This window comes from Actinocrispum sp. NPDC049592 (genome assembly GCF_040675465.1).
Classification (GTDB): Bacteria; Actinomycetota; Actinomycetes; order Mycobacteriales; family Pseudonocardiaceae; genus Kibdelosporangium.
In genome coordinates this window covers 103577-118090 of the sequence record NZ_JBFAPA010000005.1, presented here as the reverse complement: position 1 = coordinate 118090, position 14514 = coordinate 103577, and the positions used below count along the sequence as shown (strand labels likewise).

The following is a 14514-nucleotide window of genomic DNA, read 5'->3' as shown; positions in this document are numbered from 1 at the left end:
TGCCCGGCTGTGGTCCTGATGCTGCCACAACCGGCGCCGGTCAGCGGCGCATGACGCGGCGGGCCAGCCGGTTTCCGGTGAACTGGGCCAGCTGCACCAGGACGATGATGATCGCGACCGCCACGCCGGTGACCGCCCAGTTGAACCGCTGGTAGCCGTAGACGATGGCGAAGTCGCCCAGCCCGCCGCCGCCGATCGCGCCCGCCACCGCGGACATGTCCACCACCGCGACGAAGACGAAGGTATAGCCCAGGATCAGCGGCCCGAGGGCCTCCGGAACGAGCAGCGAGGTGATGATCCTCAGCGGGCTCGCGCCCATCGCGCGGGCGGCCTCGATGACGCCGGGGTCGATGGTGACGAGGTTCTGCTCGACGATCCGGGAGATGCCGAACGTGGCGGCCGCGATCAGGGCGAACGTGGCCGCGGCGGTGCCCAGCTGGGTGCCCACCACGGCGATGGTCACCGGGCCGATGGCGGTGATGAAGATGATGAACGGGATCGGCCGGATGATGTTCACCGCCACGTTCAGCACGGTGTGCACCGGGCGGTTGGCCAGGATTCCGCCCGGGCGCGTGCTGTAGAGCGCGATACCCAGCAGCAGGCCCAGAAACCCGCCCACCACAAGGGTTGCGGCGACCATCCACAGTGTCTGTCCAATGGAGTCGAACAGCAGCGGCCGCAGGGTGTCCCAGTTGGTGCCCATCAGGTCAGTTCCTCCACATCGGTGGCCGCGCGGAGGTCGGCGATGAGCTTGTCCACGTCGGCGCCGGTCAGTTCGAGCGTGAGGCTGCCGAACGAGGTGCTGCCCAGTTCCTTGACACCGCCGTGCACGATCTCGAACCGCACGTCGTAGCGCCCCAAGGCATCCGACAGCACGCCACCCACCCGGCGGTCGTCGCTGACCCGCGCGACCACCAGCCGGCCCGGATGGCGTTCCCGGATCCGTTCCAGGTCACCGGGATCGGGCCGCGCGCGCAGCACGGTCTCGACGAACTTCTTCGTGGTCGGCTCGCGGGGCTCGGCGAACACTGTCCTAACAGGACCCTGCTCGATCACGCGTCCGTCCTGCAGCACCGCCACCCGGTCGGCGATCTCCCGGACGACCTCCATCTCGTGCGTGATCACCACGATCGTCACGCCGAACTCGCGGTTCACCCGGCGCAGCAGGCGAAGCACCTCGCCGGTGGTCTCCGGGTCGAGCGCGCTGGTCGACTCGTCGGCCAGCAGGATCCTCGGGTTCGTGGCCAGCGCGCGGGCGATCCCGACGCGCTGCTTCTGCCCGCCGGACAGCTGGTCGGGGTAGTGCCAGGCGCGGTCGGCGATCCCGACGAAGTTCAGCAGCTCGGCCACCCGCTTCTCCCGGTCGGCCTTGTTCCAGCCCGCGACCTTGAGCGGGTAGGCCACGTTGCCGAACACCGTGCGCGAGCGCAGCAGGTTGAACTGCTGGAACACCATGCCGATACCCAGCCGGACCTGCCGCAGCCGCCGCTCCGGCAGATCGGTGATGTCCACGCCGTCCACCAGGACGGTCCCGGAGGTGGGCCGTTCCAGGGCGTTGACCAGCCGCACCAGCGTGCTTTTGCCCGCGCCGGAGTGACCGATGACCGCGTAGATCTCGCCCGCGTCGATGGTCAGGTCGACGCGGTCCAGCGCCGTCACGCCGCCGAAGGTCTTGCCGACACCCCGGAACTCGATCAGCGGCGCGGTCACGACCGGGTCGAGCGGATCGTGGTGGACAACCGGCCGAGGATCGCGGCCAGGTCGGCCGGGGCGCGGTCGACGAGCACCGACGTGTTCTTGGCCTCGGCGCGGACCTTGTCGGCCACCTGCGGGTTCTTGTAGATCTTGGCGACCTCGGCGTACACCGGGTTGTCCTTGTCCGCGGCCCTGGCGACGATCGCGTTGATGTACGGCTCGGCGGCCGGGTCCGCCGGGTTGTCGGCGAACAACGCCTTGGAGGGGTCCAGACCACCGTTGAGGGCGAAGTTGTTGTTCACGATGGCACCGTCCACGGAGGGCAGTGCGGCCACGGTCTGCGCGGCATCCACCGGCGTGACAACGATCTTGGACCGTTCCTTGTCGATCTCGGCCGGTGTGGACAGCACGTTGCCGCCGCCCTTGAGCGTGACCAAACCGGCCTTCTGCAACACCAGCAGCGCGCGGGCCTGGTTGGTCGGGTCGTTCGGGATGGCGACCGTGCCACCAGCCGGAACCTCCGCGACAGCACTGTGTTTGCGCGAGTACAACGACAACGGGACCACATAGGTAGACGCGATCGGCGTGAGCGTGTCGTTGTTGGCCACATTGTAGTTGGCCAGGAACAGCAAGTGCTGGAAGAGGTTCAGATCGATCCGGCCCTGCGACAGCGCCGGGTTGGCCTGCGTGTAGTCACTGAAACTGACCACCTCCAGGTCGATCCCCTGCTGCGCGGCCAGATCCCGGAACGTACCCCAGTACGCCGCACCCGCCTCCGTGGTCCCGATCCGCACCGTCGTCCTCCCGGCCGCCGCGTCCTGCCCCCGAGTCGCGAACACAATGACCGCCGCCACAGCGACGACAACAACCACCGCGATTCCGATCAGAAGCCCGCGGTTGCGCTTCGGCCGCTCCGGAAGCGCGGTGGCGCCGCCGGAGATGTTCTGCTCAGCCATGACTGCCTTTCCCCTGAAGAATCCTGACCGCCACCATCCGGCCACCAGAACCCCGATCCAAATCGTTCCACCATCCGGTCGTGGAACCCGGCGAACTGGCATTCGGCTACTTTGCGTGCTACAGAATGGATGCGGGGGAGACCGCCGTCACATTTCGCGTCTACTGTGGACTTTGATTGGGTTCTTGGTAGATGGGTAAACAGGTGGTATGTCGAGGTTCACTGGGAAACGGGTTCTGATCACTGGGGGTACCAGCGGCATTGGGCTCGCGGGTGCCGAACGGATCGTCCGGGAGGGTGGTGAGGTGATTCTCACCGGGACCAGGCCGGACCGGCTCAAAGCCGTGCAGGAGGCGCTACCCGGTGTGACGGTGCTGCGCAACGACGCGAGTGACCCGGAGGCGGCCGACGAGCTGGCCAGCGCTGTCGCCCAGGTGGGGCCGCTGCACGGTCTGTGGTTGAACGCCGGGTACGCGGACGTGGCCGCGGTGGACGAGATCACCGCCGAGTTCTTCGACCGGATGATGCGCACCAACGTCCGCGGCCCGGTGCTCCAGCTCGCGCGGCTGGGCGGGCACCTCGCCGACGGCGCGTCGGTGGTGGTCACCTCATCGACGTCGACCTACGAGGGCAGTCCGATGGCGACCGTCTACGCGGCGACGAAGGGTGCGCTGGTCGCGGTGGCCCGCGGCTGGGCCGCCGAGTTCGCCGGCCGTGGCATCCGGGTCAACACCCTGGTGCCCGGCGCCATCGACACCGACTTCCGCGGCTTCATGCCCGACGAGTTCCGGGCGGACTTCGAGGCCGACGTGTCCGGCCGCACCCCACTCGGCCGCGTCGGCACGGCGAACGAGGCAGCCGCGGTCGCGTTGTTCCTGCTCTCCGACGAAGCCTCCTATGTGACCGCCAGCCAGTACTTCGTGGACGGAGGCCTCAGCCGGAGATGAGCTTTTCCCTGGGGTGCCCGTGATTTCGCTGGCCGGCTAGGTGGTCTGGCCGGGGTGGACGAGGTCGGTCCAGTCGTGCCAGTGGTTGCGTGCTTCGCGGATGGCTGGCGCAACGCGTCCACCGCCGAGCGGCTGGCCCGGGATCCGGATGAGCAGGTGCGGGCGGAGGTCGCCAGGCATCCTCAGCGGCCCGCCGACCTGCGGGACGAGCTTGGCGCGGACCCGAATGGCCTGGTGCGGGCCGGTGTCTTCGCGCGGGCGGACACTCCCGACGGGTTGCGGGCGGCGATCTACGCCAGTCTGGAGGGCGCGTCGGCGCGGGATGACGACCCTTGGGGCCTCGCGGGGTGGATCGAGTTACAGATGCTTCGGGTGAAGTGGACCGCCGATCAGCCACTGTCTCATGTGGACTCGCCGTTCCCGTGTATCCGGGCGTCGGCAGCGTTGTCCCGGGACCTGCCGCCGGATGTTGTGCAGCGGCTGCTTCGGGATGAGGACAGCACGGTGCGCACGGCGATGGCCCGCAGCGCACCGCACCTGGTGGATCTCGCCACCGCCGGGTGGATCGGACCGGGAGTACCGGCCGGTGAAGCGCACCAGGTGGCGGCCTGCGGACGACTTCGTCTTCCCGGCGGAGACCCTGCAGCGGTTCGCCGGGGACCCGGACCCCAGGATGCGGTGCCTCGCGCCGCGTGATCCGGACCTGCCTGCAGGGCTCGCCGTGCCGCTGGCCGGTGACACGGACAGCCGGGTGCGGATCGCGGTGGCGGGGCATCGCAACCTGCCGGTGCCCGCTCTCGTCCGGCTACTGGACGACGAGGCGGAACCGGTGGTGAAGGCCCCCGCGGCCGGGTCCGGGTATCTGCCGGTGGCTCAGATGGAGCGGTTGTTGGACCTGGCGGCCTGCTGAGCGGCCTGCTCCTCGGCGGCCCGGCGGTCGGCACCGGCCAGCTGGGCGAACACGAAGCTGAGGATCAGCAGGATGGCGGCGACGACGAGGAGGAACGGGCTGCTGATGTTCATGTCGGTCTTGGTCTGGTCGCTCCAGGTGAAGGCCAGCAGCACGAGGATGACCGCGTAGAAGGCGCAGAGCAACGAGTGCAGGTTGCCGACCCAGAACCGGGGTGGAACTTCAGTGGTCTTGTCGTCCATGAGCATCCCCTCATGTCAGGAACAGGCCCGCCTTGATCCGATCGTGCCACAAACAGCGGTGGTGCGCGCGGCGTCCTAGCGGGGCCGGGCGTAAGCGGCGCGACTGTCCAATCTCGACACACGCATCCTCCCGCACCAGCGCGTGTACCGGCCCGCTCAACGACATCGCTGAGCCTGGATAAGCTCTCGGCCATATCGGTCGACCTGAGGTTTCAGTGCTCGCACTGCGGGCGAAGAATGGTGCGCAGTCAGCCCGTCGGCACCCGTCCCACCCTGCACTCGTCTTGATCACGACGTGTAGCTGTGGTTCCCGCAAACCGAGGGGAACCACAGTGGCCGGTCAGGCCAGCGACGCGAGCAGGTCGCGGCAAGCCTGCTCACACCGCCTGCAGGCCTCGGCGCAGATGCGGCAGTGCTCATGCATGGTCGCGTGACGCTCGCACTCGTCGCCGCATGCCTTGCAGGCCGCGGCGCACGCTTCCAGGACCGAGCGAACGACGTTGGTGTCGGTGCTGGTCTGCCGGGACAGCACACGGCCGGTGGTGTCACAGATATCAGCGCAGTCGAGGGCCGAGCGGACGCATTTGGTCATCTCGGCGATGTTCGGCTCGCTCAGGCACGCGTCCGCGCACGACGTGCAAACCTGGGCGCAGGTGAAGCATTCTTCGACGCACTTGGCGAGCGCGTCCCGGTTCGGTCCACCCTGGGCGGTTGGATGGGTCTCGAGTACCTGTGCTGCCAAAGACACTTTGCCTCCTTAGGAACGCGAGTCGTCAGCAGCTAGGACAGCGTGTCGCCGCGGGATGTGACACACGGCCAGTTACTTGCTGGGAACCGTCAACCAGGTCAACGCCAGCGCCGCGGCCCAGGCGACCGCGCCGATCACGCCGATCGTGTGCAGACCCGAGGTGAACCCGGCGCCGTCGGTGGGCGACCCGGCGATGGCGCCGTATGCGGCCACGGCGATGGCTCCGGCGGTCTGGCGGGCGGTGTTGTTCACGCCGCTGGCCAAACCCGACCGGTCGGGAGGCACCGAGCGGACGGCGGCGGCGACCACGGCGGCGGTGAGCAGGCCCATCCCGACGCCGAGGCCGAGCAGCACCGGGAGTAGCCGGCCGTACGAACTGGTGGGGGACAGCCCGAGCAGGGCCAGGGACCCGAGGATGCCGAGGACCAGCCCGCCGGTCATCGGCAGCCGGGGACCGTAGCGGCCGGTCAGCCGTCCGGTGACTGGGGCCAGCGCGGCCAGCGGCACGAACAACGGCAGCAGCATCGCGCCCGCGACGATCGCGCTGTGGTGCTGAACGGTCTGCAGGTACAGCGTCGCCACGAAGATCGTGCCGATCCCGACGAGGTTCATCGCCCCGGCCACGAGGTTCGGTCCGGCGAAGGCCGGGTGACGCAGCAAAGGCAACGGCAGCAACGGATCTGGCGTATGCCGTTCCCACAGCAGGAACCCGGCCAGCGAGGCCGCGGCGGCGACCCACACAGCGGTGTTGGGTCCGCTGGTGATGACCGCGTAGACCACTGCGGCCAAGGTCAGCGTCGCCAGGGCCATGCCGGGGATGTCCAGGCGGCGTGGGTGTTTGTCGACGGTTTCGCGGACCAGCCGGATCGCCGCGGGGAACGCGACCGCGATGACCGGCAGGTTGATCAGGAACACCGCCCGCCAGCTCACCCCGGACACCAGCGCGCCGCCGAGCAGCGGCCCGGCGGGCAGCGCCAGTGCGGACACGCCGGCCCAGATGCCGACCGCGTGCGCCTGCTCCTTCTCGTCCGGGAACGCCCGCGTGATCACGGCCAGCGTGCCGGGCAGCAACAGGGCAGCACCCAGCCCCTGCAGGGCCCGTCCGGCGATGAGCAGGCCGACGTTCGGCGCCACGCCGCAGACCAGCGACGCGGCGCCGAACAGGGCCAAACCGGTCAGCACGACCCGTTTGTGGCCGTACCGGTCACCGATCGTGCCCCCGGCCAGCAGCAGGCTCGCGAGGACGACGGCGTACCCGTCGACCACCCACTGCTGTCCCTGCAAACCGGTGTGCAGGTCGTCGGCGATCTGTGGCAGGGCAACGTTCACCACGGTGACGTCCAGCTGCACCAGGAACATGCCCACGCACATGACGACCAGCAGCAGGCCGTTCTCCCGGCTACGACTGCGCGGCGGCGAACTCACGAACCAGTGCCTCACAGAACGCGGGCAGGTCGTCCGGGTTGCGGCTGGTGATCAGGCCGCCGTCGATGACGACCTCCTTGTCGACCACCGTGCCACCGGCGTTGCGGATGTCGGTGCGCACGCTCGGGTACGAGGTCAGCGTGCGGCCGCGGACGACATCGGCCTCCACCAGCAGCCATGGGCCGTGGCAGATGGCCGCGATGGGCTTACCGGACTGGAAGAAGTCCATCACGAAGCTGACCGCCTGGGTGTCCTGGCGGAGCCGGTCCGGGTTGGTGGTGCCGCCCGGCAGGATGAGCGCGTCGTAGTCCTCGGCCGAGGCCGACTCCACGGTGAGGTCGACCGCGAACGTGTCCGCCTTGTTGACGTCGGCGTTCATCGCCTGGATCGGTTCATCGGACAGGGACACCAGCACGGCCTCGCCGCCCGCTTCGGTGACGGCCGAGCGTGGTTCCTCCAGTTCGACCTGCTCAACGCCGTCGGTGGCCAGGATCGCGATCTTGCGGCCACGCAGTGGCTGTGGCATTTCCGGTTCCTCCTCACGGAGCCGCTCGTCAAGGGACTCGCCTTCCCGCTGTTCCCGCGGGGTCGTGCCGTACTGGCCGGCGGCCGACCACCGCTCGGGCGGGTCCGCGCCGCCCTCCAGCGGGTCGGTGTCCAGCTCGTCCTCGTCCAGTTGTTCGGTTGTGGTGAAGTCCGGGTCAGGTGGACTGGTCATGCCGGGCGGGTACCCGGTACGCGGCCGGTGCACACGAGTCCCAAGTGGACACGTTTCAACCATGCCGCCCCGGGTAGCCAGGGGCATGGCGGTGACGTCCGAGCCGGTGACGATCAGGACAATTGGCGCACCTGTCGCCAAAGGCAATGCGCTGCTGCGCTTGTTCCGCACCACGGACCACAAACAGATCGGGGTCATGTACCTGGTCACCTCGTTCGCGTTCTTCATGGCGGGCGGGGTGATGGCGCTGCTGATGCGCGCCGAGCTGGCCGTGCCGGGGCTGCAGTTCCTGTCGCCGGAGCAGTACAACCAGCTGTTCACCATGCACGGCACCATCATGCTGCTGCTGTACGCCACACCGAACGTGTTCGGGTTCGCGAACTTCGTGCTGCCGCTGCAGATCGGCTCGCCGGACGTGGCGTTCCCCCGGCTGAACGCGATGTCCTACTGGTTGTACCTTTTCGGCGGATTGATTGTGCTGTCCGGATTCCTGTCGCCCGGGGGCGCGGCCGCGTTCGGCTGGACCGCCTACACCCCGCTGTCCAACGACCTCTACTCGCCGGGGATCGGCGGGGACCTGTGGAACGCCGGGCTGATCATCAGCGGTCTGTCCACGATCCTGGGTGCGGTCAACATGATCACGACCGTGGTGTGCCTGCGCGGGCCCGGCATGACCATGTTCCGGATGCCCATCTTCACCTGGAACATCTTCTTCACCAGCATCCTCGTGCTGCTCGCCTTCCCCGTGCTCACCGCCGCCCTGTTCGGGCTGATGGCCGACCGGCACATCGGCGCGCACGTGTTCGACTCGGCCAACGGCGGCGCGATCCTGTGGCAGCACATGTTCTGGTTCTTCGGACATCCCGAGGTCTACATCGTCGCCTTGCCCTACTTCGGGATCGTCACCGAGATCATCCCGGTGTTCAGCCGGAAACCCCTGTTCGGCTACAAAGCGTTGATCTGGGCGACGGTGGCGATCACCACGCTGTCCGTCGTGGTGTGGGCGCACCACATGTTCGCCACCGGCGCGGTGCTGCTGCCGTTCTTCTCGATCATGACCTTCCTGATCGCGGTGCCGACCGGGGTGAAGTTCTTCAACTGGATCCTGACCATGTGGCACGGGAAGATCACCATGAGCACCCCGATGCTGTGGAGCCTCGGGTTCATGATCACGTTCCTGCTCGGCGGGCTGACCGGCGTGCTGCTGGCGTCACCACCGATCGACTTCCACGTGCACGACACCTACTTCGTGGTGGCGCACTTCCACTATGTGCTGTTCGGCACGATCGTGTTCGCCACCTTCGGCGGGATCTACTTCTGGTTCCCCAAGATCACCGGCCGGTTCCTCGACGAACGCCTGGGCAAGCTGCACTTCTGGACGACGTTCCTCGGCTTCCACATCACCTTCCTGGTCCAGCACTGGCTGGGCAACGAGGGGATGCCCCGCCGGTACGCGGACTACCTGCCGACCGACGGGTTCACGACCCTGCAGCTGATCTCCACGATCGGCGCGTTCCTGCTGGGCGCCTCGGTGCTGCCGTTCATCTGGAACGTGCTCAAGAGCTACCGCTACGGCCGCACCGCGGAGGTCGACGACCCGTGGGGCTTCGGCAACTCCCTGGAATGGGCCACCACCAGCCCACCCCCGCGGCACAACTTCCTGGAACTCCCACGCATCCGCTCCGAACGCCCCGCCTTCGACATGCACTACCCCGACGCGGCCGCCAACAGCCCACACAAGCCGGAAGGATCCTCCTGACCAGCCCGTCCGGAGATACCTGACCATCCGGCGGTGAGCGGGATCAGTGTTCGGGTGGGGGTGTGCCGACGTCGGGTTGGCCGGTGAGGGTCCGGGCGGTGTTGATCAGGCCGACCATGCTGAACCCCTGAGGGGTGTTGCCGATCTGACGTTTGTGGTGGGTGTCGTACTCCTCGCTGAGCAGGCCGACGTCGTTGCGCAGGTCGAGCAGCTTCTCGAACAGCGCCCGGGCTTCGGCGGTCTGGCCGGTGTTGTGCAGGGCGTCGGCGAGCCAGAAGCTGCATGCGATGAAGCTGCCCTGCCTGCCCGCCAAACCGTCCACGTCCTTGTCGGCGTCCGGGTCGTAGCGGCGCACGAAACCGTCCTCCTCGAGGTGAGTCCGGACGGCCTTGAGGGTCCCGGTGAACCGGGGATCGGTCCACGGCAGGAACCCAGTGCGCGGAATGAGCAGCAGCGCGGCATCGACGCCCCGAGAGCCGTAGAACTGCGTGAAAGTGCCACGTTCAGTGTCGTAGCCACGGTCGCACACGTCCTTGTGGATACGGTCGCGCAGGTCACGCCACTGCGAGAGCGGAGCGTCGAGGTGGTACCGGGACGCCATCCGGATCGCGCGGTCCACCCCGGTCCACGCCATCACCTTGGAATGAACGAAATGGCGCCGGTCGCCACGGACCTCCCACAGCCCGTTGTCCGGCCGGTCCCAGTGGCCCTCCAGGAAGTCCAGCAGCGCCCGTTGCCGTTCCCAGGCGGCCTGTGAGGCGGGCAACCCGGCCGTGCGCGCCAGATGCAGGCCGTTGAGCACCTCACCCCACACGTCCAGCTGGAACTGACCGGCGGCGTCGTTCCCGGCGCGGACCGGCGTCGAACCTTCGTACCCGGACAACCAGTCCAGCGAGGTCTCCGGGATGTACCGGCCGCCGTCGAGCGCGTACATCGTCTGGAGCTCGGCCGGGTCACCCGCGATCGCGCGCACCAGCCACTCCCGCCAGGCATGCGCTTCCTCGGTGAACCCGGTGCCCAGCAAGGCTTGCAGCGTGAACGTCGCGTCCCGCAGCCAGCAGTAGCGGTAGTCCCAGTTGCGCGAGCCGCCGAGCTGTTCGGGCAGCGATGTCGTTGCGGCGGCGAGGATTCCGCCGGTCGGCTGGTAGGTCAACGCCTTCAACGTCACCAGCGCACGCCGGACCGTGTCCGGCCACGGACCGGTGTACTGGCACTGCGCGATCCAGTCGTTCCAGAACTTCTGCGTCTCGGCCAGAGCCGTGTCGGCGTTGACCGGTTCCGGCTCGGGCGCGTGGGATGGCGTGTAGGTGAGGGTGAACGGCACGCGGTCGCCGGGCCCGACGGTGAACTCCGCGTGGCTCTCGGAATCGCCGCCCTCGACGCGGACGGGTGTCCGCAACCACAACGCGTCCGGCCCAGCCACCGCGGCGACCTGATCGTCCTGGTGGTGCACCCAGGGCGTCACGCGGCCGTAGCCGAACCGGATCCGCAGGCTCATCCGCATCGGCACCCGGCCCGACACGCCCTCCACGATCCGGACGACATCGGCCGACTCCCCGCGCGGCGGCATGAAGTCGATGACCCGGACGGTGCCGCCGGACGCCGCCCATTCGGTCTCGACGACCAGCGTCTCGCCCGCGTAGGCCCGGCGAGTCACGTGTCCGTCCACAGAGGACAGTTCCCACATGCCCGCCTGCGGGTCGTGCAGCAGCGCGGCGAAACACGCGGGCGAGTCGAACCGGGGCAGGCAGAGCCAGTCGATCCGGCCGTCGCGGGAGAGCAGGGCGGCCGTCTGCAGGTCGCCCAGGAGTGCGTAGTCCTCGATCCTCGGTGTCATCCAGCCTCGCCCGATCTTCACAGTGCCGATCTCACAGTGCCGATCTCACAGTGCACAGTGCGGGGCCTGGTCCTCGGCCATCGCCAGCCGGACCTGTTCGGCGAGCCACAGCGGCATCGGGTAGACCCGGTCCGGCCAGGCCGCCAGCACGACCGGATCCTCGCCGCCCGCCGGCTCCAGCGCGAGGTTCCAGCCCTCGGTGTCGGTCCACTGGAGCATCAGGAACCGGCCCGGGAACCGCGGTGACCGGTCGGCGAGTGCGATGTAGGCCATCGACGGCGGACCGTACTCCGACCAGGTGGCGGCCGCCTCGACGCCGAGCTGGGTGGCCACTTCCTCCACGTAGAGGCGCAACGCGGCGTTGTCGTGATAGTTCGGGTCCGGTTTCATGGTCATGCCTCGATCAGGTACTCGGCCGCGTCGGCGTCCTTGAGGGTCAGGCCGTGGCCGGCCGTGTCCCCGGGCCGGACCCGGCCTCCGGTGGGATCCAGTGCGCCGTCGAACAACAGCGTCTCGATGCGGTCGTGGTCGGCGAACCATTCGATGTGCCGGAAGTTCGGCGTCGACGCGCCGGCGTGGGCGGACAGGTTCGGTGCGCAGTGCGCCGAGACGTCCAAGCCCGCTGCGGCCGCGACCGCGGCGGCCCGGGCCCATTCGGTGTACCCGCCGCAGCGGGTGACGTCGATCTGCAGGCAGTCCACCGCCCGCGCGCCGACCATGCGCGCGAAATAGACTAGGTCGTAACCGTATTCGCCCGCGGCGACGTCCACTGTGGTCGTCCGGCGCAGCTCGGCGAGACCGGCGAGGTCGTCGCTGGTCACCGGTTCCTCGAACCACAGCACCTGGTAGTCCTCCAGTTCGCGGGCGACCCGGCGGGCCTCGCCGGGGGAGTAGGCGCCGTTCGCGTCGACGTACAGCTCCACGTCGTCGCCCACCACCGCTCGCGCTGCCTGCACGCGCTGTACGTCCAGGGCGAGGTCCCGGCCGATCTTGATCTTCACCCGGGGGATGCCGGACTTGTGCACCCACCCGTCCAGCTGGTTCTCCAGCTCCGGGATGGTCAGGTTGGTGAACCCCCCGCTGCCGTAGAGCGCCACCTCGTCACGTGCTTTGCCCAGCAACCGGCACAACGGCAGATCCAGCAACCGGGCGGCGGCGTCCCACAACGCGGTGTCCACAGCGGACAGTGCACAGGAGACGATGCCCGGCCGCCCGAGGTTGCGGATCCGCCGCTGCATGTCCGACCAGCGCGCGGGCACGTCCAGCGGCTTGCCCTGGATGACCGGGCCGAGCGTGCCGGTGATCAGCGGGACGCAGCTGACATCGGCGTACGTCCAGCCCAGGCCGGTCACCGGCCCGGCCTGGACGTGGACGACGACAATCGTTGTACTGTCCCACTCCAGCGTGCCGTCGGCTTCGGGCGTGCGGGTCGGCACGAGGTAGGCGCGGGCCTCCACCGCGGTGATCGCCGGCACGCTCGCGGTCATGACTTCCTGCCGGGCAGCATTTCCTGGGCCTTGGTCTTGATGCCCTGCACGATCATGTGGAACGCCTCCGGGTCGCCCTTGAGCACCGCCTCGGTCACCGACTTGACCTGCTCGACGGTGGCGTGCGGCGGAATCGGCGGCACCTCGGGGTCACAGTGCACGTCCAGCACGAACGGCCGGGACGCGGTCAACGCCTGGTCCCAGGCCGGGCCCAGCTGGTCGGGACTGTCCACAATGGCCGCGTCGAGACCGAGGCTGCGGGCGAATCCCGCATAGTCCACATCGGGCAGTGACTGGGACTCCTCGAACTTCGGCGCGCCGCCCATCGCCCGCAGCTCCCAGGTGACCTGGTTGAGGTCGTTGTTGTGGAACACGCACACCACGCACCGCGGGTCGGACCACAGCTCGTAGTAGCGCGCGATGGTGATCAGCTCGGCCATGCCGTTCATCTGCATGGCGCCATCGCCGACCAACGCGATGACTGGCCGGTCCGGATGCGCGAACTTGGCGCCGATGGCATACGGCACACCAGGTCCCATCGTGGCCAGCGTGCCCGACAGCGACCCGCGCATGCCTTCCTTGATCCGGAGGTTGCGCGCGTACCAGTTCGCGGCCGACCCGGAGTCCGAGGTGAAGATGGCGTTCGCCGGGGCCCGGGTGGACAGCTCGCTGACGATCCGCATGGGGTTCACCGGTTTGGCGTCGATCTCGGCCTGCCGGTCCATGGTCTCCCACCAGGACGCCACGTTCTTCTCGATCTTCTCCCGCCAGGAGCGGTCCGGCTTGCGCTCGATGTGCGGCAGCAACGCCTTCAGCGTGGCACTGGCGTCCGCGACGAGGTTGACCTCGGTGGGGTACCGCATGCCGATCATCCGCGCGTCGATGTCGATCTGCACCGCGCGGGCCTGGCCGAAGTCGGGCAGGAACTGGCTGTACGGGAAGTTCGAGCCCACGATCAGCAGCGTGTCGCACTCCCGCATCAGCTCGTAGCTCGGCCGCGTACCCAGCAGCCCGATCGAACCGGTCACAAAGGACAGATCATCGGGCAGAACGTCCTTGCCCAGCAACGCCTTGGCCACCCCGGCGCCGGTCAGCTCGGCCAGCTCCCGGACCTCGGCCGCGGCACCGCGAGCGCCCTGACCGACCAGGATCGCGAGCTTCGAGCCGGAGTTGATCACCTCCGCAGCGGCCTGGATGTCGTTCTCGTTGGGCCACAACGTCGGATGGGCGTGGCTCGGCCGGCTGGACGGGACGTGCTTGAACGCGTGCTGCGGCGGGGTGTACGGCTCCTCCTGCAGGTCGGTCGGGATGATCACAGCGGTGGGCGCGTGCTGCGTCTCGGCGGTCCGGATCGCCCGGTCGAGCGCGTTCGGCAGCTGCTCGGCCACGTTGACCTCGACGAGGTACTCCGAGGCGACGTCCTTGAACAGCGACTGCAGGTCGACCTCCTGCTGGTAGCTGCCGCCCATGGCGCTGCGCGCGGTCTGCCCGACGATCGCCACGACCGGCACGTGGTCGAGTTTGGCGTCGTACAGCCCGTTCAGCAGGTGGATCGCGCCAGGACCCGAGGTGGCCATGCAGATCCCGACCCGGCCGCTGAACTTCGCGTAGCCCACAGCGGAGAACGCGGCCATCTCCTCGTGCCGCGCCTGCACGAACCGCGGCTGGTTGTCCGACCGGCCGAAGGCGGCGACGATGCCGTTGATCCCGTCGCCGGGGTAGGCGAAGACCTGCTCCACCTGCCAGTCGCGCAGTCGCTGGACCACGTAGTCGCCGACTGTCTGCGTCATT

15 protein-coding genes are annotated in these 14514 nt (G+C 68.6%); 4 read left to right on the top strand and 11 right to left on the bottom strand.

Translation table 11 applies throughout. The features are described from left to right. Positions 1–40: 40 nt before the first annotated feature. Genes AB0J95_RS15305 through AB0J95_RS15295 form a run of 3 tightly spaced genes read right to left on the bottom strand, consistent with a single transcriptional unit; the run spans position 41 to position 2651 of the window. A complete protein-coding gene (locus AB0J95_RS15305; protein ID WP_364757427.1) occupies positions 41–703 on the bottom strand; it encodes an ABC transporter permease subunit in 663 nt (220 codons plus the stop codon). Beyond that, entirely contained in the window at positions 703–1710 is a 1008-nt protein-coding gene (locus AB0J95_RS15300; protein ID WP_364757425.1) for a methionine ABC transporter ATP-binding protein, read from the bottom strand. Before AB0J95_RS15300 ends, AB0J95_RS15305 begins: the two co-directional genes overlap by 1 nt. Continuing rightward, positions 1707–2651 (bottom strand): MetQ/NlpA family ABC transporter substrate-binding protein, encoded by a 945-nt coding sequence (locus tag AB0J95_RS15295; protein WP_364757423.1) that lies wholly within the window; start codon positions 2649–2651, stop codon positions 1707–1709. Before AB0J95_RS15295 ends, AB0J95_RS15300 begins: the two co-directional genes overlap by 4 nt. Positions 2652–2859: 208 nt before the next feature. Between AB0J95_RS15295 and AB0J95_RS15290 the strand changes: the two genes are divergently transcribed. The 3 genes from AB0J95_RS15290 to AB0J95_RS15280 all read left to right on the top strand — a co-directional run bounded on the left by AB0J95_RS15290 (position 2860) and on the right by AB0J95_RS15280 (position 4507). Next, a complete protein-coding gene (locus tag AB0J95_RS15290; protein ID WP_364757421.1) occupies positions 2860–3597 on the top strand; it encodes an SDR family oxidoreductase in 738 nt (245 codons plus the stop codon). Between the two features lie 75 nt (positions 3598–3672). Beyond that, positions 3673–4293 (top strand): hypothetical protein, encoded by a 621-nt coding sequence (locus AB0J95_RS15285; RefSeq protein WP_364757419.1) that lies wholly within the window; start codon positions 3673–3675, stop codon positions 4291–4293. Beyond that, positions 4271–4507 carry a hypothetical protein gene (locus tag AB0J95_RS15280; protein ID WP_364757417.1) on the top strand — a complete coding sequence of 79 codons (237 nt, stop codon included), beginning with the start codon at positions 4271–4273 and terminating at the stop codon, positions 4505–4507. Before AB0J95_RS15285 ends, AB0J95_RS15280 begins: the two co-directional genes overlap by 23 nt. Here the strand turns inward: AB0J95_RS15280 and AB0J95_RS15275 are convergent. The 4 genes from AB0J95_RS15275 to AB0J95_RS15260 all read right to left on the bottom strand — a co-directional run bounded on the left by AB0J95_RS15275 (position 4471) and on the right by AB0J95_RS15260 (position 7448). Then, positions 4471–4749, bottom strand: a complete 279-nt coding sequence (locus AB0J95_RS15275) for a hypothetical protein (protein ID WP_364757416.1) — start codon at positions 4747–4749, stop codon at positions 4471–4473. The genes AB0J95_RS15280 and AB0J95_RS15275 overlap by 37 nt on opposite strands. Positions 4750–5089: 340 nt before the next feature. Then, positions 5090–5497 carry a four-helix bundle copper-binding protein gene (locus AB0J95_RS15270; protein WP_364757414.1) on the bottom strand — a complete coding sequence of 136 codons (408 nt, stop codon included), beginning with the start codon at positions 5495–5497 and terminating at the stop codon, positions 5090–5092. Positions 5498–5569: 72 nt separating this feature from the next. Further along, positions 5570–6922, bottom strand: a complete 1353-nt coding sequence (locus AB0J95_RS15265; protein WP_364757413.1) for an MFS transporter — start codon at positions 6920–6922, stop codon at positions 5570–5572. After that, positions 6897–7448, bottom strand: a complete 552-nt coding sequence (locus AB0J95_RS15260; RefSeq protein WP_364757974.1) for a type 1 glutamine amidotransferase domain-containing protein — start codon at positions 7446–7448, stop codon at positions 6897–6899. Before AB0J95_RS15260 ends, AB0J95_RS15265 begins: the two co-directional genes overlap by 26 nt. Positions 7449–7725: 277 nt before the next feature. Here AB0J95_RS15260 and ctaD point away from each other — a divergent pair, with 277 nt between their 5' ends. Beyond that, complete coding sequence (gene ctaD / locus AB0J95_RS15255) at positions 7726–9399, top strand: cytochrome c oxidase subunit I (protein ID WP_364757972.1); 1674 nt, start codon at positions 7726–7728, stop codon at positions 9397–9399. Between the two features lie 43 nt (positions 9400–9442). Here ctaD and AB0J95_RS15250 read toward each other — a convergent pair whose 3' ends face one another. Genes AB0J95_RS15250 through AB0J95_RS15235 form a run of 4 tightly spaced genes read right to left on the bottom strand, consistent with a single transcriptional unit; the run spans position 9443 to position 14513 of the window. Further along, positions 9443–11236: a glycoside hydrolase family 15 protein gene (locus AB0J95_RS15250; RefSeq protein WP_364757411.1), complete on the bottom strand. Its 1794-nt coding sequence runs from the start codon at positions 11234–11236 to the stop codon at positions 9443–9445. Positions 11237–11281: 45 nt separating this feature from the next. Then, positions 11282–11632, bottom strand: a complete 351-nt coding sequence (locus AB0J95_RS15245) for a DUF6292 family protein (RefSeq protein ID WP_364757409.1) — start codon at positions 11630–11632, stop codon at positions 11282–11284. After that, positions 11629–12723, bottom strand: coding sequence for an enolase C-terminal domain-like protein (locus AB0J95_RS15240; RefSeq protein ID WP_364757407.1), 1095 nt, complete (start codon positions 12721–12723; stop codon positions 11629–11631). Before AB0J95_RS15240 ends, AB0J95_RS15245 begins: the two co-directional genes overlap by 4 nt. Continuing rightward, positions 12720–14513: a thiamine pyrophosphate-requiring protein gene (locus AB0J95_RS15235; protein WP_364757405.1), complete on the bottom strand. Its 1794-nt coding sequence runs from the start codon at positions 14511–14513 to the stop codon at positions 12720–12722. The genes AB0J95_RS15240 and AB0J95_RS15235 overlap by 4 nt, the downstream gene beginning before the upstream one ends. Between the last annotated feature and the right edge of the window lies 1 nt (position 14514).